General features: G+C 52.8%; 20 protein-coding genes and 2 pseudogenes. 13 read left to right on the forward strand and 9 right to left on the reverse strand.

The window, feature by feature from the left end; genetic code table 11:
- Positions 1 to 105 precede the first annotated feature (105 nt).
- The 4 genes from ACWKX3_RS04415 to dbpA all read left to right on the forward strand — a co-directional run bounded on the left by ACWKX3_RS04415 (position 106) and on the right by dbpA (position 4,157).
- The gene (locus ACWKX3_RS04415) at positions 106 to 1,101 is read left to right on the forward strand and encodes a methyl-accepting chemotaxis protein (RefSeq protein ID WP_454541340.1); all 996 of its coding nucleotides are present in this window, start codon (positions 106 to 108) and stop codon (positions 1,099 to 1,101) included.
- A 216-nt stretch (positions 1,102 to 1,317) separates the two neighbouring features.
- On the forward strand, positions 1,318 to 2,301 hold the full coding sequence (gene zntB / locus ACWKX3_RS04420; protein ID WP_006175542.1) for a zinc transporter ZntB: 984 nt from the start codon (positions 1,318 to 1,320) through the stop codon (positions 2,299 to 2,301).
- A 278-nt stretch (positions 2,302 to 2,579) separates the two neighbouring features.
- The gene (ynaL, locus tag ACWKX3_RS04425) at positions 2,580 to 2,726 is read left to right on the forward strand and encodes a proline-rich small protein YnaL (RefSeq protein ID WP_006175541.1); all 147 of its coding nucleotides are present in this window, start codon (positions 2,580 to 2,582) and stop codon (positions 2,724 to 2,726) included.
- Positions 2,727 to 2,783: 57 nt separating this feature from the next.
- A complete protein-coding gene (dbpA, locus tag ACWKX3_RS04430) occupies positions 2,784 to 4,157 on the forward strand; it encodes an ATP-dependent RNA helicase DbpA (protein WP_006175540.1) in 1,374 nt (457 codons plus the stop codon).
- A gap of 43 nt (positions 4,158 to 4,200) precedes the next feature.
- On the opposite strand, the gene ttcA is transcribed toward dbpA, so the two are convergent.
- From ttcA to ACWKX3_RS04445, 3 genes and pseudogenes are all read right to left on the reverse strand, one after another.
- A complete protein-coding gene (gene ttcA / locus ACWKX3_RS04435; protein WP_101737649.1) occupies positions 4,201 to 5,136 on the reverse strand; it encodes a tRNA 2-thiocytidine(32) synthetase TtcA in 936 nt (311 codons plus the stop codon).
- A gap of 80 nt (positions 5,137 to 5,216) precedes the next feature.
- Positions 5,217 to 5,394: pseudogene (locus ACWKX3_RS04440) on the reverse strand (tyrosine-type recombinase/integrase); the annotation flags it as partial.
- Between the two features lie 382 nt (positions 5,395 to 5,776).
- The gene (locus ACWKX3_RS04445; protein WP_006175532.1) at positions 5,777 to 5,989 is read right to left on the reverse strand and encodes a hypothetical protein; all 213 of its coding nucleotides are present in this window, start codon (positions 5,987 to 5,989) and stop codon (positions 5,777 to 5,779) included.
- Positions 5,990 to 6,177: 188 nt separating this feature from the next.
- Here ACWKX3_RS04445 and ACWKX3_RS04450 point away from each other — a divergent pair.
- Positions 6,178 to 6,252, forward strand: a pseudogene (locus ACWKX3_RS04450) (DUF4113 domain-containing protein); the annotation flags it as partial.
- A gap of 60 nt (positions 6,253 to 6,312) precedes the next feature.
- On the opposite strand, the gene gcvA reads toward ACWKX3_RS04450, so the two are convergent.
- Positions 6,313 to 7,230: a transcriptional regulator GcvA gene (gcvA, locus tag ACWKX3_RS04455; protein WP_236347626.1), complete on the reverse strand. Its 918-nt coding sequence runs from the start codon at positions 7,228 to 7,230 to the stop codon at positions 6,313 to 6,315.
- Between the two features lie 109 nt (positions 7,231 to 7,339).
- Between gcvA and ACWKX3_RS04460 the strand changes: the two genes are divergently transcribed.
- From ACWKX3_RS04460 to ACWKX3_RS04490, 7 genes are all read left to right on the forward strand, one after another.
- Positions 7,340 to 7,951, forward strand: coding sequence for a LysE family translocator (locus tag ACWKX3_RS04460; protein ID WP_058608823.1), 612 nt, complete (start codon positions 7,340 to 7,342; stop codon positions 7,949 to 7,951).
- 191 nt (positions 7,952 to 8,142) lie between these two features.
- Positions 8,143 to 9,399, forward strand: coding sequence for a mechanosensitive ion channel family protein (locus ACWKX3_RS04465; protein WP_220710182.1), 1,257 nt, complete (start codon positions 8,143 to 8,145; stop codon positions 9,397 to 9,399).
- Positions 9,400 to 9,700: 301 nt separating this feature from the next.
- Positions 9,701 to 9,832: a hypothetical protein gene (locus tag ACWKX3_RS04470; RefSeq protein ID WP_088209180.1), complete on the forward strand. Its 132-nt coding sequence runs from the start codon at positions 9,701 to 9,703 to the stop codon at positions 9,830 to 9,832.
- Positions 9,833 to 10,149: 317 nt separating this feature from the next.
- Positions 10,150 to 10,569 (forward strand): translesion error-prone DNA polymerase V autoproteolytic subunit, encoded by a 420-nt coding sequence (locus tag ACWKX3_RS04475; RefSeq protein WP_006175525.1) that lies wholly within the window; start codon positions 10,150 to 10,152, stop codon positions 10,567 to 10,569.
- Positions 10,570 to 10,571: 2 nt separating this feature from the next.
- Positions 10,572 to 11,837: a Y-family DNA polymerase gene (locus ACWKX3_RS04480; protein ID WP_006175523.1), complete on the forward strand. Its 1,266-nt coding sequence runs from the start codon at positions 10,572 to 10,574 to the stop codon at positions 11,835 to 11,837.
- A 108-nt stretch (positions 11,838 to 11,945) separates the two neighbouring features.
- Entirely contained in the window at positions 11,946 to 12,143 is a 198-nt protein-coding gene (locus ACWKX3_RS04485) for a hypothetical protein (protein ID WP_042319888.1), read from the forward strand.
- 3 nt (positions 12,144 to 12,146) lie between these two features.
- Positions 12,147 to 12,563 (forward strand): GFA family protein, encoded by a 417-nt coding sequence (locus tag ACWKX3_RS04490; RefSeq protein WP_042319885.1) that lies wholly within the window; start codon positions 12,147 to 12,149, stop codon positions 12,561 to 12,563.
- On the opposite strand, the gene ACWKX3_RS04495 is transcribed toward ACWKX3_RS04490, so the two are convergent.
- The 4 genes from ACWKX3_RS04495 to nifJ all read right to left on the reverse strand — a co-directional run bounded on the left by ACWKX3_RS04495 (position 12,560) and on the right by nifJ (position 18,110).
- Positions 12,560 to 12,685 (reverse strand): hypothetical protein, encoded by a 126-nt coding sequence (locus ACWKX3_RS04495; protein WP_254915577.1) that lies wholly within the window; start codon positions 12,683 to 12,685, stop codon positions 12,560 to 12,562. The genes ACWKX3_RS04490 and ACWKX3_RS04495 overlap by 4 nt on opposite strands.
- A 31-nt stretch (positions 12,686 to 12,716) precedes the next feature.
- Complete coding sequence (locus tag ACWKX3_RS04500) at positions 12,717 to 12,929, reverse strand: KTSC domain-containing protein (protein ID WP_006175511.1); 213 nt, start codon at positions 12,927 to 12,929, stop codon at positions 12,717 to 12,719.
- A 134-nt stretch (positions 12,930 to 13,063) separates the two neighbouring features.
- Complete coding sequence (gene ompC, locus ACWKX3_RS04505; RefSeq protein WP_454541341.1) at positions 13,064 to 14,173, reverse strand: porin OmpC; 1,110 nt, start codon at positions 14,171 to 14,173, stop codon at positions 13,064 to 13,066.
- Between the two features lie 412 nt (positions 14,174 to 14,585).
- On the reverse strand, positions 14,586 to 18,110 hold the full coding sequence (nifJ, locus tag ACWKX3_RS04510; protein ID WP_454541342.1) for a pyruvate:ferredoxin (flavodoxin) oxidoreductase: 3,525 nt from the start codon (positions 18,108 to 18,110) through the stop codon (positions 14,586 to 14,588).
- Between the two features lie 271 nt (positions 18,111 to 18,381).
- Between nifJ and ACWKX3_RS04515 the strand changes: the two genes are divergently transcribed.
- A complete protein-coding gene (locus tag ACWKX3_RS04515; RefSeq protein WP_042319882.1) occupies positions 18,382 to 18,648 on the forward strand; it encodes a putative hemolysin in 267 nt (88 codons plus the stop codon).
- Here ACWKX3_RS04515 and hslJ read toward each other — a convergent pair whose 3' ends face one another.
- The gene (gene hslJ, locus ACWKX3_RS04520; protein WP_137273189.1) at positions 18,649 to 19,086 is read right to left on the reverse strand and encodes a heat shock protein HslJ; all 438 of its coding nucleotides are present in this window, start codon (positions 19,084 to 19,086) and stop codon (positions 18,649 to 18,651) included.
- Positions 19,087 to 19,116: the final 30 nt, after the last annotated feature.

The following is a 19,116-nucleotide window of genomic DNA, read 5'->3' on the forward strand; positions in this document are numbered from 1 at the left end:
TTTTTGGTAAACGCAGGTGTGGTTGCTTTATTTTCAGGCAGGTCAATGCTTCTGTTATCCACCATTATTTTAAATTTCATCGCGTTATTTTCACTTTGGGCGTACATGACAAAATATCTTGTGACGCCGATCAACACTGTGAAAAAAAGTATTGAAGAAGTGACGTCGGGCAATCTGGCCGTCTCTATCCCGGAGTTTGGCAATAACTGTGCCGGACGTTTAATTCCTGGCATCAACAGCTTATCCAGCAATATTGCCACTCTGGTTCGGGAGATCCGTGCCTCCTCGCAAACCGCCATGACGCTATCAGAGCAACTCTCCTCACGCAGCGCGCAGCTGTCGGTGAAGACGGAACAGCAGTCCGCCTCTCTGGTGCAAACCGCAGCCAGCATGGAACAGATGGCCGCCAGCACTAAAAATAACGCCGACAATACCCGCCAGGCCAGCGAGCAGGCAAATGTTGCGACGATGCAGGCGCGCAAAGGGGGAGAGCTGATGGGGCAGGTTGCCAATAACATGCAATCTATTACCGAATGCGCCCAGCAGATGACGGAAATTATCAGCCTTATTGATGGCATTGCCTTCCAGACGAATATTCTGGCGCTTAACGCTGCGGTTGAAGCGGCTCGTGCCGGTGATCATGGAAAAGGGTTTTCCGTGGTGGCGGGAGAAGTCAGGAGCCTGGCGCACCGCAGCGCCGAAGCGGCAAAAAACATCAAGTCACTGATTGACGTTACCAGCAACAACGTGACCCAGGGAGCGACCGTCGTTGCCGAAGCAGAAAGAAATATGCATGAGATTGTCGCGGGTTCGGGCAACGTCAGCCGATTAATGGACGATATTTCCTCTTCAACCGCTGAGCAGGAGAAAGGGATTTCGCAAATTACTCTGGCGCTGTCCGAGCTGGAGCGCGTAACCCAGAGCAACGTTGCCATGGTGGAGGAGCTTAACGGCTTGTCTGATGTTCTGCGTAATCAGGTTATTGAGTTGCAGACCCGCACCCGCAACTTCCGTCTTGATAATAGCGACCAACCAGGCGCGCAAGCGCCGCAATCCCTTCGCCCGTTAGTGTTCTCTCCGCGCCCGGGGCATTCTCATTAACTAATATAAAAGCCTGGCGTGCCAGGCTTTTTACGACCGCACCCGCGTCCAGCCATTTCATCCTTGCTGCTCCGTCGTATAAAACGCCTGTCTACACCACCCAGGTATAACATGTACATTTCCTGAGCTATTTCAGCGCGATGGGGAACATAATTATTGCGTAACGTTATACGAAAGCTAGACTGACTGCGAACGAGATGAAAAGGTGGAGGCGCAGTGGAGAGCATTAAAGGGTCTGAACTTAACGTTCCTGATGCGGTGTTCGCGTGGATGTTCGACGGCCGCGGTGGTGCGAGGCCCCTCGAAAATAGCGATGAAATCAGCAGTGAGCATCCCTGCTGGTTACACCTCAACTATACCCATCCCGAGAGCGCCGAGTGGCTGGCAATGACGCCGCTTCTGCCCAACAGCGTCCGTGATGCTCTGGCAGGAGAAAGCCTGCGCCCACGGGTCAGCCGGATGGGCGAGGGGACGTTGATTACGCTGCGCTGCATAAACGGCAGCACTGACGAACGTCCTGATCAGCTGGTGGCGATGCGCCTGTATATGGACGAGCGCATTATCATCTCCACCCGCCAGCGTAAGGTGCTGGCGCTTGACGATGTCGTTAACGATCTGAAAGAGGGCACAGGCCCGACGGATTGCGGTAGCTGGCTGGTTGATGTGTGTGATGCCCTGACCGATCATGCCAGCGAGTTTATCGAAGAGCTGCACGATAAAATTATCGATCTTGAAGACAATCTGCTGGACCAGCAGATCCCGCCGCGTGGTTTCCTGGCGCTGCTGCGCAAACAGCTTATCGTGATGCGTCGCTACATGACGCCTCAGCGCGATGTCTATGCGCGGCTCTCCAGCGAGCGTTTAAGCTGGATGAATGACGATCAGCGTCGACGGATGCAGGATATTGCGGACAGGCTGGGGCGCGGGCTGGATGAAATCGACTCCTGCATTGCCAGAACGGCGGTGATGGCAGATGAAATCGCCCAGGTTATGCAAGAGTCTCTGGCGAGACGAACCTATACCATGTCGCTCATGGCTATGGTGTTTTTACCCAGCACATTTTTAACCGGGCTATTCGGCGTTAACCTGGGTGGGATCCCCGGGGGCGAGTACCGGTTCGGCTTCTCCGTTTTTTGCATCATGTTAGTGGTTTTAATTGGCGGTGTTGCATGGTGGTTGCATCGTAGTAAATGGCTGTAAATTTACGTTTTTTCGACGCGAAGATGGCCTTAAAACGACATTTTAATTGAGCGAAGTCAATAAACATCTACCCCGTAAGGTGCACTATTACTCCCGCAGGTGAATGCAACGTCAAGCGATGGGCGTTGCGCTCCATATTGTCTTACTTCCTTTTTTGAATTACTGCATAGCACAATTGATTCGTACGACGCCGACTTAATGAGTCGGCTTTTTTTTTGCCTCCAGCCTCTTAACGTCTACCCTAAAAGAGTCTGTTCCCAACCTGGAGGAGAAGATATATGCGATCTAACCTGCAACGCCTGGACCCGCGTCAGTCCGATCCGGTGCCAACCGATCCCACCCCGATACCCGATCCTGTTCCACGCCCACAGCCGATGCCCGATCCGCCGCCCGATGAAGAACCGATTAAATTGTCGCATCGTTAGCAGAGATCTGCGAGGATACGCGCCATCTGACTGCGATGATGACCACGAGAGTATATTGTGACCGCTTTTTCTACCCTGAATGTTCTGCCTGCCGCCCAACTCGAGAACCTTAATGAGTTGGGCTATCTCACCATGACCCCAGTCCAGGCTGCGGCATTGCCTGCTATTCTTGAAGGCCGTGACGTGCGTGTGCAGGCCAAAACCGGCAGTGGGAAAACGGCTGCATTCGGTCTGGGGCTGTTACAGCGTATCGACGCCGGGCTATTCCAGACGCAGTCTCTGGTACTGTGTCCCACGCGTGAGCTGGCGGATCAGGTCGCCGGTGAACTGCGTCGCCTGGCGCGCTTCCTGCCGAACACCAAAATCCTGACCCTGTGCGGCGGACAACCTTTTGGTGCGCAGCGTGACTCCTTGCAGCATGCGCCGCACATCATCGTGGCAACGCCGGGACGTCTTCTCGATCATTTGCAAAAAGGCACCGTTTCACTTGATGCGCTACAAACGCTGGTCATGGACGAAGCGGACCGCATGCTGGATATGGGTTTTAGCGATGCCATCGATGAGGTGATCCGCTTCGCCCCGGCGGATCGTCAGACCCTGTTATTCTCGGCAACCTGGCCAGAGGCCATCGCGGCCATCAGCGGTCGTGTGCAGAACGCGCCGCTCACCATCGAAATTGATACCGTTGACGCGCTACCCGCCATTGAACAACAGTTCTTTGAAGTTTCCCAGAAGGGCAAAATTGCCTTGCTGCAGAAAGTACTGAGCCAGCATAAGCCCGCGTCCTGCGTGGTGTTTTGCAACACCAAAAAAGATTGCCAGTCGGTGTGTGATGCCCTTAACGCCGCCGGACAGAGCGCGTTGTCCCTGCACGGCGATCTCGAACAGCGCGATCGTGACCAGACGCTGGTCCGTTTTGCTAACGGCAGCGCCCGCGTACTGGTAGCGACCGATGTGGCGGCACGCGGTCTGGACATTAAATCGTTAGAGCTGGTCGTCAACTTCGAGCTGGCATGGGATCCGGAAGTGCACGTTCACCGTATCGGACGTACTGCCCGTGCCGGCAATAGCGGCCTGGCCATCAGCTTCTGTGCGCCGGAAGAGGCTCAGCGCGCCAATATTCTGTCTGAAATGCTACAGCTTAAGCTCAACTGGGTGAACGCGCCTGCCAGCGTCAGCATTGTTCCTCTTGACGCTGAAATGGCGACGCTCTGCATTGATGGCGGTAAAAAAGCCAAAATGCGTCCGGGCGATGTACTGGGCGCGTTGACGGGCGAGATGGGTCTTGACGGGGCGGATATCGGGAAGATCGTGGTTCACCCGGCACACGTCTATGTGGCCGTGCGTCAGTCGGTGGCGCATAAAGCATGGAAGCAGTTGCAGGGCGGTAAAATTAAAGGAAAAACCTGTCGCGTTCGCTTGCTGAAGTAACACTAAACAGCGTCTCAGAAACCCTTTCTGAGACGCTCATGCATTATTTCACTTCCACCACATTCAGGCGTAGCTCATCGAATTGCGTATCGTCTTCTTCCGGCTGCCAGCCTGCTGGCTGCATCGGGATCTCTTCACGGTCAAATGCCAGATCGCCGCCATCCACCACGTCAGAATCATGGTTGATGCCTTTGAAATCGAACAGTTCAGTATCGGCCAGATGGGAAGGGACTACGTTCTGCATAGCGCTGAACATGGTTTCGATACGGCCAGGGTAACGCTTGTCCCAGTCGCGCAGCATGTCGCCAATCACCTGACGCTGCAGGTTTGGCTGAGAGCCGCAGAGGTTACATGGAATGATCGGGAATGCTTTGGCCTGTGAAAAACGCTCGATATCTTTTTCACGGCAGTAGGCCAGCGGACGGATCACGATATGCTTGCCGTCATCGCTCATCAGCTTAGGAGGCATGCCCTTCATTTTGCCGCCGTAGAACATGTTCAGGAACAGCGTCTGCAGAATATCGTCGCGGTGATGCCCCAGGGCGATTTTGGTCGCACCCAGCTCCGTTGCCGTGCGGTACAAAATACCGCGACGCAGACGAGAGCAGAGCGAGCAGGTGGTTTTCCCCTCAGGGATCTTCTCTTTGACGATACCGTAGGTGTTTTCTTCTACGATTTTATACTCGACACCGAGGTTCTCCAGATATGCTGGCAGAATGTGCTCCGGGAAGCCCGGCTGTTTTTGGTCAAGGTTGACCGCCACCAGGGTAAAGTTCACCGGCGCGCTTTGCTGAAGATTGCGCAGGATCTCCAGCATGGTATAGCTGTCTTTACCGCCCGACAGGCAGACCATGATGCGGTCGCCTTCTTCAATCATGTTGAAGTCTGCAATGGCTTCGCCCACGTTACGGCGCAGTCGCTTTTGCAGTTTATTCAGGTTGTACTGATCTTTCTTTGTATTCGCTTGATTATCTTGCATTTATTACTACCTTTGGAGCCAATAGGGGCATAGCAGGGCAACATTTTTTCAGCGTGCCGGCGTGTCGCCTGCTCACCATTTCATTCTTCGATCCACGCACCGTAGACGTCATAAACCCTTTGCGCGTTTTCATGCCCCATCTGGCTGGCTAAAAAGACGGGTTGGCGCTGGCAGATAACATCCAGCAGGCAAAGTATGCCGCGTATGGTACGGATTCCGGCGGCGAATACCAGCACGTTTTACTGCGGGGTTAAATCTGGGGTCGATACTCGATAAAGCGTAGCTGGCATTATGCTCTTCTACTGAGGGTCTGGAAGGGCGACGCTATTTGATTATCTTATTTAATGGATAAAAAACGCCCCCACAAGGAGGGCCAGAGGAGTCTCAGTTTCACTTGCTCTTTTTTTTATCGATGTTTCCCTGGAGATGGCATTCTCCAACATCAGAGTCCTGAATAGCCTGGCAGTCAGTCAGTAAACAACAAGCATAAGCGGCAGATATTGGGACTTTCTTTATGGTGAAACGTGGCTGGAACCTCACATCTTCGGCAGGTCCGGGAAGTGACAGTCTTTACATAACTCACCTGTTGGTGTGCTCGATAACGGATATTCCCATTTTTCCAGGCTGTGTCCTGGCTGCCTCAGATGATTTTTATGATATTCCCGGCCTCTTTCAATTTTGTGTAGGTAAAGCCTACCGCCCCATAAAAAGAGACAAAAAGGAATATTAAAGCAAAGAGCATGACGTAGAAGCTGACATCTCCTTTTACCGAAAATTGGTAAATTGCAAAGAAGCAGAGTAAGACGAAGGTCGCCAGCGAGGAGAGCGCGATTGCAGAAAAAATAGAGATCATGAGCGGGTCATCCTGACGTTAGCTTTTGTTAAACCATTCTAACCCCAGCCACGGGTAATACCAACGTCCTGCATTCACTGTGTTTATGGGGTATTGTCGATAAACAATCAAGATGTCAGGTCATGACGACGATTGAGGGTATGCGTCCCCCCGTGGAAATTTACAGTATCGATGACGCTTTTTGTGACCTAACTTTTGCCGGGCAGGGCATACAGCAACAGTGGCAGATGAAACGCGAAATACTTCTACCACGAGACACGACAAGTTCAGAGTCAGATAACATTTTGGGAGGCTCCTGGCCCCTTTGCGCCAGGAGTGGACAGTTATTTAGTCGTTATGCATTCTTGCAGCAGACTCATTTCTTCATAAAGCCATTCTCTTACAGCCCGCACTTTAAAACTATCCTGAGACCCGGAGCGGTAAACTAAATCGTATCCCCGCTCAGCTATCAGTTTGTACTGTGGGAATGGAACAATAAGTCTGCCCGCCGCTATATCATCTGCAATCAGAATGCTGCGTCCCAATGCTACACCTTCCCCACGTATAGCCGCTTCAGCAGCCATGCTACCGTGGCTCCATGAAGGGCCCCGCTGGCAGCGGATATTTTTTTCTCCGGCCACGACAAACCAGGCATCCCAATTTGCCAGCATTCTGTCTTCATGAAGAAGTACACAGCCTGAAAGTTGCTTAACATCTGTCAGGCCGTTATGCGCATCAAGAAAACCTGGGCTACAGACAGGGGTGACTGTTTCTTCGATGATGCGTTCACAGGACGCTTCCCGATAATGACCATTACCATACCGAATGGCTACATCTACCTGACCATTATTGAGGTCCACATTGATGTCAGTAACATCCAGATGAATATCAAAATCCGGATAGCGCTCCCTGAGCCTGCTGAGGCGGGGAGCCAGCCACTTACTGGCAAAGGAAACGCTGGTGCTGATTCGCAAACTCCTGGCAGGATTTCTGCCTCGTAGCCGCTCGGATTCGCCCGTCAGTTCTCCCAGAATACGGGTTACGGCATGGTGAAATTCAGCCCCTTCTTGCGTCAGGATAATCTGTCGGGTCAGCCTAAGAAAAAGCCTCAACCCCAGATGCTCTTCGAGCTTCCGGATTTGTCGGCTTATAGCGCCATGCGTGACGTGCAACTCTGCTGCCGCTAATGTCATGCTGGAGAGGCGGCCAGCAGCTTCAAAAGCGCGCAAGGTCTGTAGAGGTGGGATGCGATCAAATATCATACGTGTGATTTTAATTCACACATATCGTGAAAACAAATGGTTTGTCAGGCCAATGTCCGGAAATCACACTAACGCAAACAACGTTTTCATTTTTATTTCGGAGCACGTCATGGCGTTTCATACCTGGCTTTTATTCTTATTCACCTCTGCTGGCATATCGCTTTTTCCTGGTCCAAACAATCTTCTGGTGCTGACTCATGGTGTGATGCATGGAAACAGAAAGACTCTCGCGACCATAACGGGCGGATTGATGGGATTCGTACTTCTGATTGGGCTGTGCATGTTTGGTATTGGCGCACTGCTGCAGGCATCGGAGAAATGGCTTGTTATATTGCGTGTTGCCGGTGGCCTTTATCTGGTCTTTTTGGGATATAAACTGTGGCGTTCACCACCCATGACCAATGAGGCAGGAACGCAGACCTCAGTAGCAAATCTGTCACAGATGTTCCGGCAGGGATTTTTATCTGCTGCCACCAATCCAAAAGCGTTACTTTTTTTCACAGCTGTTATTCCGCCGTTTATCTCCCCTGAAAGAAGTCTCGTACTTCAGTTCGTTTCTATCGCACTTACCTACGCTTTTACCGAATTCTGTGCAGAGTACGCCTGTGCAACTGCCGCCTACAGAATTCGTCCGTGGCTTGCTCGCACGGGCAGACGCTTTAACCAAGTCTGTGGGGGTGTTTTCATGGCCGTGGGTGCGGCGATGCAGATCCGTCTATGACATGACGCGAGTTTGTGCGTGCGCAACCCCCCACACAGAGAAAGGGGAGTCGGCTTTGCGTTGACATGACCACGGCCAGGCCATGGACTTGGCTGTCCGGGTTATGTCATGATGCACATTAGTTAAATTTTTGTATAATTAGATGCAGGTTAACGTAGAGACGAATGGCTTGTATGTTCAGGGGATGAATAGTGGCGTATCTGGATTATCTATTAACGTTTATTGAAAGCAATCCGGCGCTGGCTATTGGTTTCAACCTGGTTCTGCTGATTATATCCGGGTTTTTCGCACACCTGATGTGCAAATTTCTTTTGATTAAGATCGTCAGACGTGTATTTTTTGCAAGCCATAAACAGGATGTACCGCTCGAGAAAGATCGTCGCATTGCCGAAAAGCTTTCCAATTTTGTTCCGGTGCTCATCGTTTATTATGTTCTGCAGTTTATGCCGAATATGCCCGCGTCGTTGGTTACGGCCATAAACACCATCTGCGGAATATTGTTCTTTGTCTTTTCGTCGGTGTTTTTCAATGAGATGCTGGATATCGTTAACAGCTCTTATTTACGAAAAACCAAACGCAAAAATCACTCTATAAAAGGCTACATCCAGATAGGGAAGATTTTGGTTCACATCATCGCCGCGATTATGATACTCGCGGTGATGTCGAACAAATCGCCTGCCATCATTATTTCCAGCCTCGGTGCGGTCGCCGCGGTACTCATGTTAGTGTTTCAGCATACGCTGCTTTCGCTTGTGGCAAACGTCCAGCTCTCCTCAAATGACGTTCTCCAGCTGGGAGACTGGATTGAGATGCCGGATAAAAACCTGAGCGGGGAAGTGACTGACATTGCGCTCCACACCATTACGATCCGCAACTGGGATAACACCATCTCACGTATCCCGACGAAAAACTTTCTGACGGAAACCTACACCAACTGGCAGGCGATGTTTTCGTCCGGCGCGCGCCGAATTATGCGCAGCACAACCATCGACCAGCACTCGGTGACCTTTCTTTCTCAGGACATTCTGGCCCCGATGTTGACGATCCGCGGCGTGAGCGAACCGCTGGCGAAACTGATAGACGGGCGCGATCCTATGGGGATTGCCGACAGTTGGTTTGTTGAAAATGGACTGACGAATTTAACGCTATTTCGCCATTATTTGATGGCTTATCTTGCTGAAAGACCGGATATTGTTAAAGACATGTACATCGTTGTGAGGACACTCAAGCCCTCGCCATCTGGCATCCCGCTGGAAATATATTGCTTTACCACCTCAACGCTGTGGATGGATTATGAAAATACGCAATCCGCTATTTTTGAATATATCACTGCGGTTGTCGGGAAATTCTCGCTTCGTTTATATCAGTACCCGGCCGGTCACGATTTCTGGCGCTTATCTCAGGAAAGCCATGCGCAAAAAAGTGCGCTCCCGCCAGGTGAGGGGTAATTATTTCAGGATTAACCTGTGATAACGCAATAGCACGAATTGTACGAAATAAGTCCCCTTTAAATTCAACGGCATGAAGAATAACGCATTCCCGCCTCGCTCGAAGGATAGGTTAACCCGGCTTATAGTTACAGAGCAGCCTTCTGCTGCGTACATTTCGGAGTGTCAAATGAAAGCCACGATATCAAACGTCAACAAAGAGCAACCTAAGCAACCGGCCAAGTCGCCGAAAGACGATCAAGGCAAACAACAACCGAGCAAAGGCAAATAAGCCCACTTTTCCCTGTTCGACGGAGGCTGTATGGCTGAACGTCCTGATTTGATTGATCCCATCCCTGAGGATGAGCCGATTCCTGGTGACGATGTACCGGATGTCCCTGATGTGAATGATCCTCTGGCACCGGAAGACCCGGATGTTAAGAGACCGCTTTAATACTGTTCGCATCTCAACCGCCTCACGGGGCGGTTTTTTGTGGGTGAAATTCAGAGATAAACGTTCTTTAAAACGGTGAAATAACACAACCAGGGCCTTAGCTTTTATGCGATATAGATCATTTCCGGCCAGGAAAATGATTTAAATTTGTTCGCCTGAACCGCCAATCAAAAAATTTACAATGCCTAACTTTGCAGGGCTAATAGAAACTTACAAACGAAATGATGAAGCTTTGTACAGTTGCGTCATGCCTCACCCCTTGCAGACAACCCCGCTTAAAACTACTGTATATAAAAACAGTATCGGAGGTGAGCAATATGGAATTCTTAAGACCGGCAGAGTTACGGGAAATTATCGGCATCCCCCTTTTCAGCGATCTTGTTCAGTGCGGGTTCCCAAGCCCGGCCGCTGATTATGTTGAGCAACGCATTGATCTCAACGAGCTACTGGTTTCCCATCCCAGCTCGACCTATTTCGTGAAAGCCGCAGGCGATTCAATGATAGAGGCAGGAATCGGTCACGGTGACCTGCTGGTGGTAGACAGTTCCCTGAACGCGGAGCATGGCGATATCGTCATTGCCGCCGTTGAGGGTGAATTTACCGTTAAACGCCTTCAGCTGCGCCCGACGGTTCAGCTTAACCCCATGAACAGCGCCTACAGCCCAATCATCGTGGGCAGTGAAGACACGCTGGATATTTTTGGCGTGGTGACTTTTATCGTTAAATCAGCGAGCTGAATATGTTTGCACTCTGTGATGTGAATTCTTTCTACGCATCATGCGAAACCGTATTCAGGCCGGATCTGAAAGGGCGCCCGGTGGTCGTTCTTTCAAATAACGATGGCTGCGTCATTGCGCGCAGCGCCGAAGCTAAACCCCTGGTGGTTATGGGCGAGCCCTATTTCAAGCAGAAAGAGACATTCAGGCGGCATGGTATTGTTGCGTTCAGCAGTAATTACGAGCTTTACGCTGACATGTCGCACCGGGTGATGACCACCCTGGAAGAACTCGCTCCGCGCGTGGAAATTTACAGTATTGATGAGGCCTTTTGCGATCTGACCGGCGTCCAGCACTGCTGCGACCTTACCGAGTTTGGGAAACGCATCCGGGAAACGGTGCTTAAGCGAACCCATCTGACGGTGGGGGTCGGCATTGCACAAACCAAGACGCTGGCAAAACTGGCCAACCACGCGGCAAAGAAATGGCAGCGGCAAACCGGCGGGGTTGTCGATCTCTCAAACGTCGCCCGCCAGCGTCGGCTGCTGGCTTTGTTGCCCGTCGAAGATGTCTGGGGAGTGGGGCGGCGTATCAGCAAGAAGCTCAACGCGATGGGCATCAACACGGCTCTGGATCTCGCCGGGCAAAGCACCTGGATTATCAGAAAACACTTCAATGTTGTGCTTGAGCGTACGGTGCGCGAGCTGCGCGGTGAACCCTGCCTCGAACTCGAAGAGTTTGCGCCGGTTAAGCAGGAAATTGTGTGCAGCCGTTCATTCGGCGAACGTATATCCGACTATGAGCAGGTGCGCCAGGCTATCTGCGCCTACGCCGCCCGCGGCGCGGAAAAGCTACGCGGCGAGCACCAGTATTGCCGCTATATCTCCGCCTTTTTGAAGACATCACCATTTGCCATCAACGAAACGTATTACGGTAACAGCGCTTCTGTGAAGCTACTCACACCCACGCAGGACAGCCGGGATATTATAAACGCGGCGTCGAAGTGTCTGGACGTTATCTGGCGGGAGGGACGCCGGTACCAGAAGGCGGGCATTATGCTCGGCGATTTTTCCAGCCGGGGTATTGCTCAGCTTAACCTCTTTGATGAGAGCGCCCCCCGCGCCGACAGCGAGAGGTTAATGGCGCTTCTGGACACGCTGAATGCGAAAGAGGGCAAAGGCACACTTTACTTTGCCGGTCAGGGCATCCAGCAGCCGTGGCAAATGAAGCGTGAGATGCTTTCACCGCGATACACCACGCGCATTTCAGACGTCTTGAGAGTTAAGTGATTCATTGCATACGTTTTTATATTGCTACCACGCGGTCTGTGGCAGCGATTATCAGCGCATTTTACAACGTGCCTGCTACGCTTTTGAGAGGGATCAGGGATCATGAGCATGAAGAATAAAGACGAACAAACAGGATTAGTCGGTCTGGCGATTGGCGCAGCGGTCATCGGGTTGGTCTCAGCGCAGCAACACATCAATCGTGACAGTATCATCAACGAGTTGCTCAGGCTCGGCAGGCAGAAGGGCGATGGCGTCGAAGACGACGTGTTCGTGAAGGCCGCTGAACTGGTCAGAAAAGGGGTATAGAAGATGGCTGAAATTCGTCATGCACAGTGCCACTGCGGCGCGGTGGCATTTACCGTTGAACTGACGGACGGGTTTAATACCGCCCGCCGTTGCAGCTGCTCGTATTGTCGAATGCGCGGCGCAATAGCGGTGTCCGCCCCGTTATCGGGGATCACCGTGACCAAAGGGGAAGACACGCTCACCGAATACCGTTTCAATACCGGTACGGCACGACATTTCTTTTGCTCGGTCTGCGGGATTTACACTTTCCATCAGCGACGTTCCAATCCGAACCAGTACGGCGTTAACGTGGCGTGCTTTGAAAACGTCTCGCCTTTTGATTTCGCGGAGGTCGTGGTCATGGACGGCGTTAATCACCCGCTGGATGGGGACAGTGGAGTGTATGGCTATCTGTCGTTTCGTCAAAAAGAGGCTGACTAATTTTGATCCAGAGCGTTTAGCCATTCGCTCAGATGGCCCATCACACCGCCAAAATCAAAAATTAGCGCTATCCAGATACAGCCTAACAGGGCAAGCAGAGCCAGAGAGAGTCGGGTGAACACGCACCTATCCTTATACGTCGCAGACACGCCGTTACTGTACTCTGGTCTCTTTAAACTTGCCCTTAACGACGCCGTCATAAAAGCGGCCTTTTGAGACAACGCTCAAAAAATCAGAAAAAATGCGGGCGGGGACGCGCTGATACTGCAGCGTTTTGCGATCGCGAAAGCGGATTTCAAGCGTGGCGCTTTTTTCGTCGTAGGCAACAGAGGCAATACGTGATGATTTTACAGGATGATGAACCATGGAGATGCCCCTTACCGCAGTGACAGTAGGGTCATCATCTTACAGGAGGGCGCAACTGCGCAAGTTGAAAGTATTATGACGTTTTCCGTTAAAAAGCTAAAAAACAGGCCCGCCAGACAGGCGGGCCTGAGTCATTAGAACTGGTAAACCAGACCTAACGCCACAACATCGTCGGTACCGATGCCGTTGTTTTTATAGAATTGATCGTCTTCATCCAGCAGGTTGATTTTATAATCAACGTAGGTGGACATATTTTTGTTGAAGTAATATGTCGCGCCGACGTCAGCATATTTAACCAGATCCTGATCGTCCTGGCCGTTGCCCAGGTCTTTACCTTTAGATTGCAGGTAAGAAATTGCCGGGCGCAGACCGAAATCAAACTGATACTGCGCGGTCACTTCGAAGTTCTGCGTTTTATTTGCCACAGCGGCGTCATTATCACCGTAAGGCGTCATATTACGCGTTTCAGAATACATGGCCGCAAGATAAATATTATTTGCGTCATATTTCAGGCCAGCGGTCCACGCATCGGCTTTATCGCCACCCGCTGTGGTTTTAGTCACCTGATCGTTGGTACGGTCAGATGAGGCGTAAGCCGCACCCGCACTGAAGCCCATACCGAAATCATAGGTTGTGGAGATACCGAAGCCGTCACCGTTTTCATGGCGGGTATCGCGGCCATTGTTGGTGCCTTCCTGATTGTTGCTGGCGTCTTCGTTATTGCCCTGGTACTGCAGCGCAAAGTTCAGACCCTGCACCAGACCATAGAAGTCGGTGTTACGGTAGGTCGCCACGCCGTTAGCGCGGTTAGTCATAAAGTTATCGGCCTTGCTGTAGGAGTCGCCACCGAACTCTGGCAGCATATCGGTCCAGCCTTCCACGTCGTACAGCACGCCGTAGTTACGACCATAATCGAATGAGCCGTAGTCACCTGCTTTGACACCGGCGAACGCCAGACGCGTCCAGGACTGGTTGTCAGAGCCTTCGGTGTTGTTCGCCTGAATGTTGTATTCCCACTGGGCATAGCCGGTCAGCAGGTCGTTAATCTGGGTTTCACCTTTGAAGCCCAGACGCATATACGTCTGGTCACCGTCGGCACCCTGGTCATCAGAGAAGTAGTGCAGGCCATCGACTTTTCCGTACAGATCGAGCTTGTTACCATCTTTATTATAAATTTCTGCTGCATGTGCTGCGCCAGCCATTAACAGCGCTGGAATCATCAGTGTCAGTACTTTTCTTTGCATTTTGGTTTTTCCTTTGCAAATTTTTTATTTAATTACTACGTGAACTTTCCTGCATGGAAAGAGGTCTCATGCCTGCATGGAAAGAGGTCTCATGCTAAATCAGTCTTACAGACGAGTAATAAAATATAATTGTTACCAGGTGAGAATTATCTAAAGTAAATAATGCAAAGGAAATGGTGATTTGTTTTGTGAATGATTTAATTGAAATCATACAAAATTAAAATTATTAATTATCAGAAAAAACAGGTACTCTTTGCGCTGTTATATGCCTTTAAGATTCTTCATCCATAATTTCCATGAATATCTTTGGCTGAATTAAACGGATATTCATCGATAATCTGGATTAGCCCGATGCGAATGCATCGGGCTTTTTTTATGGCAAAAAAATGCCCGGACGTGCCGAGCAGAGGAGTTACTCGCTGGTCGATTTTTCCGCTTTCCCGGCCATCTGCGCCAGGAAGTCATAGCGTTTTTGCAGGTCGGCCGCGGCATCTTTCCACAGCTGCTCTGCAACGTCAGGCTGCTGGGCGTTAAGACGACGGAAGCGTTGCTCCTGCATCAGCGTCTCGGCGAGCGCATCTGACGGCGGACGTGAATCCAGCGCCAGCGGCAGTTTGCCTTCGTCTGCACGACGCGGATCGAACCGGTACAGCGGCCAGAAACCGGTCGCGGTGAGCTGGCGCATCTGATCGTGGCTCAGGGCCAGATCATAGCCATGCTCTTCGCACGGGCTGTAGGCGATAATCAGCGATGGCCCCGGATAGGCCTCCGCTTCTTGAATCGCTTTCACCGTCTGGTTCAGCTGCGCGCCGAGCGAAATTTGCGCGACGTAGACGTGGCCGTACATCATCATGCTGACGCCAAGATCTTTACGCGCCTTGCGTTTACCGTGTTCGCCAAACTTCGTCACCGCGCCGAGCGGGGTCGCTTTCGAGGCCTGTCCACCCGTGTTGGAGTAACACTGGGTATCAAGCACCAGAATGTTGACGTTTTCGGTCAGGCTCAGAACGTGGTCCAGCCCGCCAAACCCAATATCGTAAGCCCAGCCATCACCGCCAATCAGCCAGATAGATTTCTCAACCAGCGCGTCAGCATCGGTCAGCAGCTGCTCGGCGCCTTCAGTGCCCTGAAGGGCGTTACGCAGCGCTGCAACCTGCTCGCGACGCACTTCAGGCGTGGCTTCCGCGTGCAGGGCCTCGTTCAGCTCTGTCGGGATTTTATCGGCAAACTGCGACAGGAGGCGCATCACGCGCGCGCGATGCTGATCGACGGTTAAGCGGAAGCCCAGGCCAAATTCGGCGTTATCTTCAAACAGCGAGTTTGCCCATGCCGGACCGCGACCGTTAGCGTCGGTGGTGTAAGGGGTGGACGGCAGGTTGCCGCCGTAGATAGAAGAACAGCCGGTAGCGTTCGCAATCAGCATGCGGTCGCCATAGAGCTGCGTCAGCAGCTTGATGTACGGCGTTTCGCCGCAGCCGGAGCAGGCGCCGGAGTATTCAAACAGCGGGGTAATCAGCTGCGAGGTGCGGATATCAATACGCTCCAGCTTGCTGCGATCGATCTCCGGCAGATTGAGGAAGAAGTCGTAATTCACTTTCTCTTCTTCAACGTGTTCCAGACGCGACATCATATTGATGGCTTTGATTTCCGGGTTCTGACGATCTTTCGCCGGGCACACCTCAACGCACAGATTACAGCCGGTGCAATCTTCCGGGGCGACCTGAAGGACATATTTCTGGCCGCGCATATCGCGGGACTTCACATCCAGCGAGTGCAGGCTGCCCGGTGCCGCGTCCATGTCCTGCGGAGAGACCACCTTGGCGCGGATTGCCGAGTGCGGGCATGCCGCCACGCAGTGGTTACACTGGGTACACAGCTCCTCTTTCCAGATTGGGATCTCTTCGGCGATGTTGCGTTTTTCCCAGCGCGTGGTGCCCAGCGGCCAGGTGCCGTCCGGCGGTAGCGCCGAGACGGGGAGGGCATCGCCAAGTCCGGCCAGCATCGCCGCCGTGACGGTTTTGACGAAATCCGGTGCGGCGTCAGAAACCACCGGTGGACGGTTCGGGCTGTTGGGGTTCACCGGCTGCAGCGGAACCTCAAACAACGATTCGCGTGCCAGCGCCAGCGCCTGCCAGTTGCGCTCAACCAGCTCCTGCCCCTTACTGCTGTAGCTTTTGGCGATCGCTCCCTGCAGCTCCATCAGGGCGCTATCGCCCGGAAGAATATGGGTCAGGTGGAAGAAGGCCATCTGCATCACGGTGTTAATACGCGCCGCCAGGCCGCATTCACGGGCAATCTTCGCCGCGTTAATCACAAACAGTCGGGCTTTTTTCTGGTTGAGCACCGCCTGCACTTCCTGAGGCAGACGCGCCCAGACTTCATCCACGCTGTAAGGGGTATTGATCAAGAAAATACCGCCGGGCTTCAGGCGCTCGGCCATCTGGTATTTGTCGATAAACTGCAGCTGGTGGCAGCCCACAAAATCGGCCTGGGAGATAAGGTACGCCGAGCGGATCGGGCGCTCGCTGACGCGCAGATGCGATACGGTCAGGCCGCCGGCTTTCTTGGAGTCATAGACAAAATACCCCTGCGCATACCAGGGCGTCGAATTGCCGATGATCTTGATATTGTTCTTGGTCGCAGAGACGCTGCCGTCGCTGCCTAAACCATAGAACAGCGCTTCGAGCTTCGCACCCGAAGGCAGCGTGTTCTCCGGCAGCGCCAGCGAAAGGTTGGTCACGTCATCATAGATACCGACCGTGAAGCGGGGTTTTGGCTTCGCGGCAGCCAGCTCGTTGAACACCGCCAGCACGCAGTCCGGACCGAACTCTTTCGAGGAAAGACCGTAGCGGCCGCCGATGACGCGCGGCAATGTTTCACGTTCGCCGTTGTTAAAGGCTTCTGCCAGGGCAGTCATGACGTCCAGGTAGAGCGGTTCTGCGTGAGCACCCGGCTCTTTGGTGCGGTCAAGTACCGCCACGCTGCGCGCGCTTTCCGGCAGGGCCGCAAGCAGATGTTTCGCCGAGAACGGGCGGTAAAGGCGCACTTTCAGCACGCCCACTTTTTCGCCGCGCGTCAGCAGTTCATCTACCACCTCTTCGCAGGTGCCAATGGCGGAGCCCATCAGCACAATAACGCGCTCCGCCTGCGGATGGCCGTAATATTCGAACGGTTTATAGTCGCGACCGGTGGCGGCGCTGAAGTCGTTCATCGCCTGCTCGACGTGATCGTATACCGCGTTGTACCACGGGTTGGTTGCCTCACGGGACTGGAAATAGGTGTCCGGGTTCGCGGACGTGCCGCGGATCACCGGGTGCTCCGGGTTTAAGGCGCGGGCGCGATGCGCGTCGATCTCCGCCTGCGGCAGCAGGTTGCGAATAGTGTCGTCCGCCAGCGGGACGATTTTATTGATTTCGTGCGAGGTGCGGAAACCATCAAAGAAATGAATAAACGGCACGCGGCTTTTGAGGGTCGCGATATGCGAAATCAGCGCAAAATCCTGCGCTTCCTGCACGCTGCTGGCGCACAGCATGGCGCAGCCGGTCTGGCGCACGGCCATCACGTCTGAATGATCGCCAAAAATGGAGAGGGCGTGGGTGGCAACCGTCCGCGCGGCGACGTGCAGGACAAACGGGGTCAACTGGCCCGCCAGCTTGTAAAGCGTGGGGATCATCAGCAGCAAGCCCTGAGACGACGTAAAGGACGTCGACAAGGCCCCGGTCTGCAGCGCGCCGTGCACCGCGGCAATCGCCCCGGCTTCTGACTGCATTTCCACGACGCGAGGGACATCGCCCCAGACGTTTTTTAACCCATTGCCAGCCCAGGCATCCGCCTGCTCAGCCATCGTTGAACTTGGCGTAATCGGGTAGATGGCGATAACTTCGCTGGTGCGGAACGCGACGGACGCGACTGCACCATTACCGTCAATAGTTTGCATAGGACAACACCCTTACATTGCGCAAAAAAGAGGGACCCGTGAAACGGCGACGAGTCCTGATAATTATTCCCTTATTTTAGCAAAGGTCGGATTTTACGATTTTCGCTTTTGTGTCCTCGATATTCCCTTCATCAATGAGTAGATCAATATTTGGGTGAAAAAATTGCGAGAAATTGTTTCCAGGGCGCATAAATACGCACATCCGCTCTCGACGATACGGCGCACGATGCCTATTATGCATAGGTTTCGCTTAATCTAAGGGGGAGAGAGTATGCGTTCAGCATTTTGGGTAGGGTGTGCCGCGTTAGTGTTATCGGCGTGCAGTAATGAACCTGTTCAGCAGGCGACGGCGGCGCACGTTACGCCAGGAATGAAAGCGGCGATGTCCAGTTCAGGGCAGGCCAACTGCGCAATGATCGGCGGCTCACTGTCCGTTGCCCGCCAGCTGGACGGGACGGCGATGGGGATGTGCGCGCTACCCAATGGCAAACGGTGCAGCGAGCAGTCGCTTGCCGTGGGTTCATGCGGTAACTACTGATTATTCAACCCGCTTAAACATCAGCGTTTTATCCGCTGTCGCCAGCGTTAGCTGGTCTTCCGTCAGGTCGACCTGCGCGCCTTTGCGCAGCATATCGCTGAGCGTCTGATCCAGCGCGTTCAGCTGCGGCTCGGTGCACAGCTTGCGGGTCATGGCCAGGTTTTTGACCTTAAGCTCGCCTTCGGATAATTTCCCCTGGCCGTTGAAGCTGTTACACATCACGCCGGAGACGGCGATGTTGTTGATCAGACTGATGTCAGGCTGAGCGCTGAAACGAATTTCAGGCGGCGTTGCCTTGCTGGTGACCGCTTTGCCGTCAATATTTTCCAGAACAAAGCGGTGAGTCTTAAGCTGGTCGGGCTGAACAGAGGCTTTGCCCGGGTTAACACAGCCTGCCAGCGCCAGGCTCAGTAAACTTACTGCAACGATCTTTTTCATTTTTCTTCTCGAACTATCAATACGATGAAT

The organism is Enterobacter sp. UPMP2052, assembly GCF_053709675.1.

Coding starts and splice junctions, on each gene's coding strand:
- ACWKX3_RS04415 (WP_454541340.1), top strand. CDS start 106: ATGACAAAATATCTTGTGACGCCGATCAACACTGTGAAAAAAAGTATT.
- ynaL (WP_006175541.1), top strand. CDS start 2,580: ATGCGATCTAACCTGCAACGCCTGGACCCGCGTCAGTCCGATCCGGTG.
- ttcA (WP_101737649.1), bottom strand. CDS start 5,136: ATGCAAGATAATCAAGCGAATACAAAGAAAGATCAGTACAACCTGAAT.
- ACWKX3_RS04445 (WP_006175532.1), bottom strand. CDS start 5,989: ATGATCTCTATTTTTTCTGCAATCGCGCTCTCCTCGCTGGCGACCTTC.
- gcvA (WP_236347626.1), bottom strand. CDS start 7,230: ATGATATTTGATCGCATCCCACCTCTACAGACCTTGCGCGCTTTTGAA.
- ACWKX3_RS04460 (WP_058608823.1), top strand. CDS start 7,340: ATGGCGTTTCATACCTGGCTTTTATTCTTATTCACCTCTGCTGGCATA.
- ACWKX3_RS04470 (WP_088209180.1), top strand. CDS start 9,701: ATGGCTGAACGTCCTGATTTGATTGATCCCATCCCTGAGGATGAGCCG.
- ACWKX3_RS04475 (WP_006175525.1), top strand. CDS start 10,150: ATGGAATTCTTAAGACCGGCAGAGTTACGGGAAATTATCGGCATCCCC.
- ACWKX3_RS04480 (WP_006175523.1), top strand. CDS start 10,572: ATGTTTGCACTCTGTGATGTGAATTCTTTCTACGCATCATGCGAAACC.
- ACWKX3_RS04485 (WP_042319888.1), top strand. CDS start 11,946: ATGAAGAATAAAGACGAACAAACAGGATTAGTCGGTCTGGCGATTGGC.
- ACWKX3_RS04490 (WP_042319885.1), top strand. CDS start 12,147: ATGGCTGAAATTCGTCATGCACAGTGCCACTGCGGCGCGGTGGCATTT.
- ACWKX3_RS04500 (WP_006175511.1), bottom strand. CDS start 12,929: ATGGTTCATCATCCTGTAAAATCATCACGTATTGCCTCTGTTGCCTAC.
- ompC (WP_454541341.1), bottom strand. CDS start 14,173: ATGCAAAGAAAAGTACTGACACTGATGATTCCAGCGCTGTTAATGGCT.
- nifJ (WP_454541342.1), bottom strand. CDS start 18,110: ATGCAAACTATTGACGGTAATGGTGCAGTCGCGTCCGTCGCGTTCCGC.
- ACWKX3_RS04515 (WP_042319882.1), top strand. CDS start 18,382: ATGCGTTCAGCATTTTGGGTAGGGTGTGCCGCGTTAGTGTTATCGGCG.
- hslJ (WP_137273189.1), bottom strand. CDS start 19,086: ATGAAAAAGATCGTTGCAGTAAGTTTACTGAGCCTGGCGCTGGCAGGC.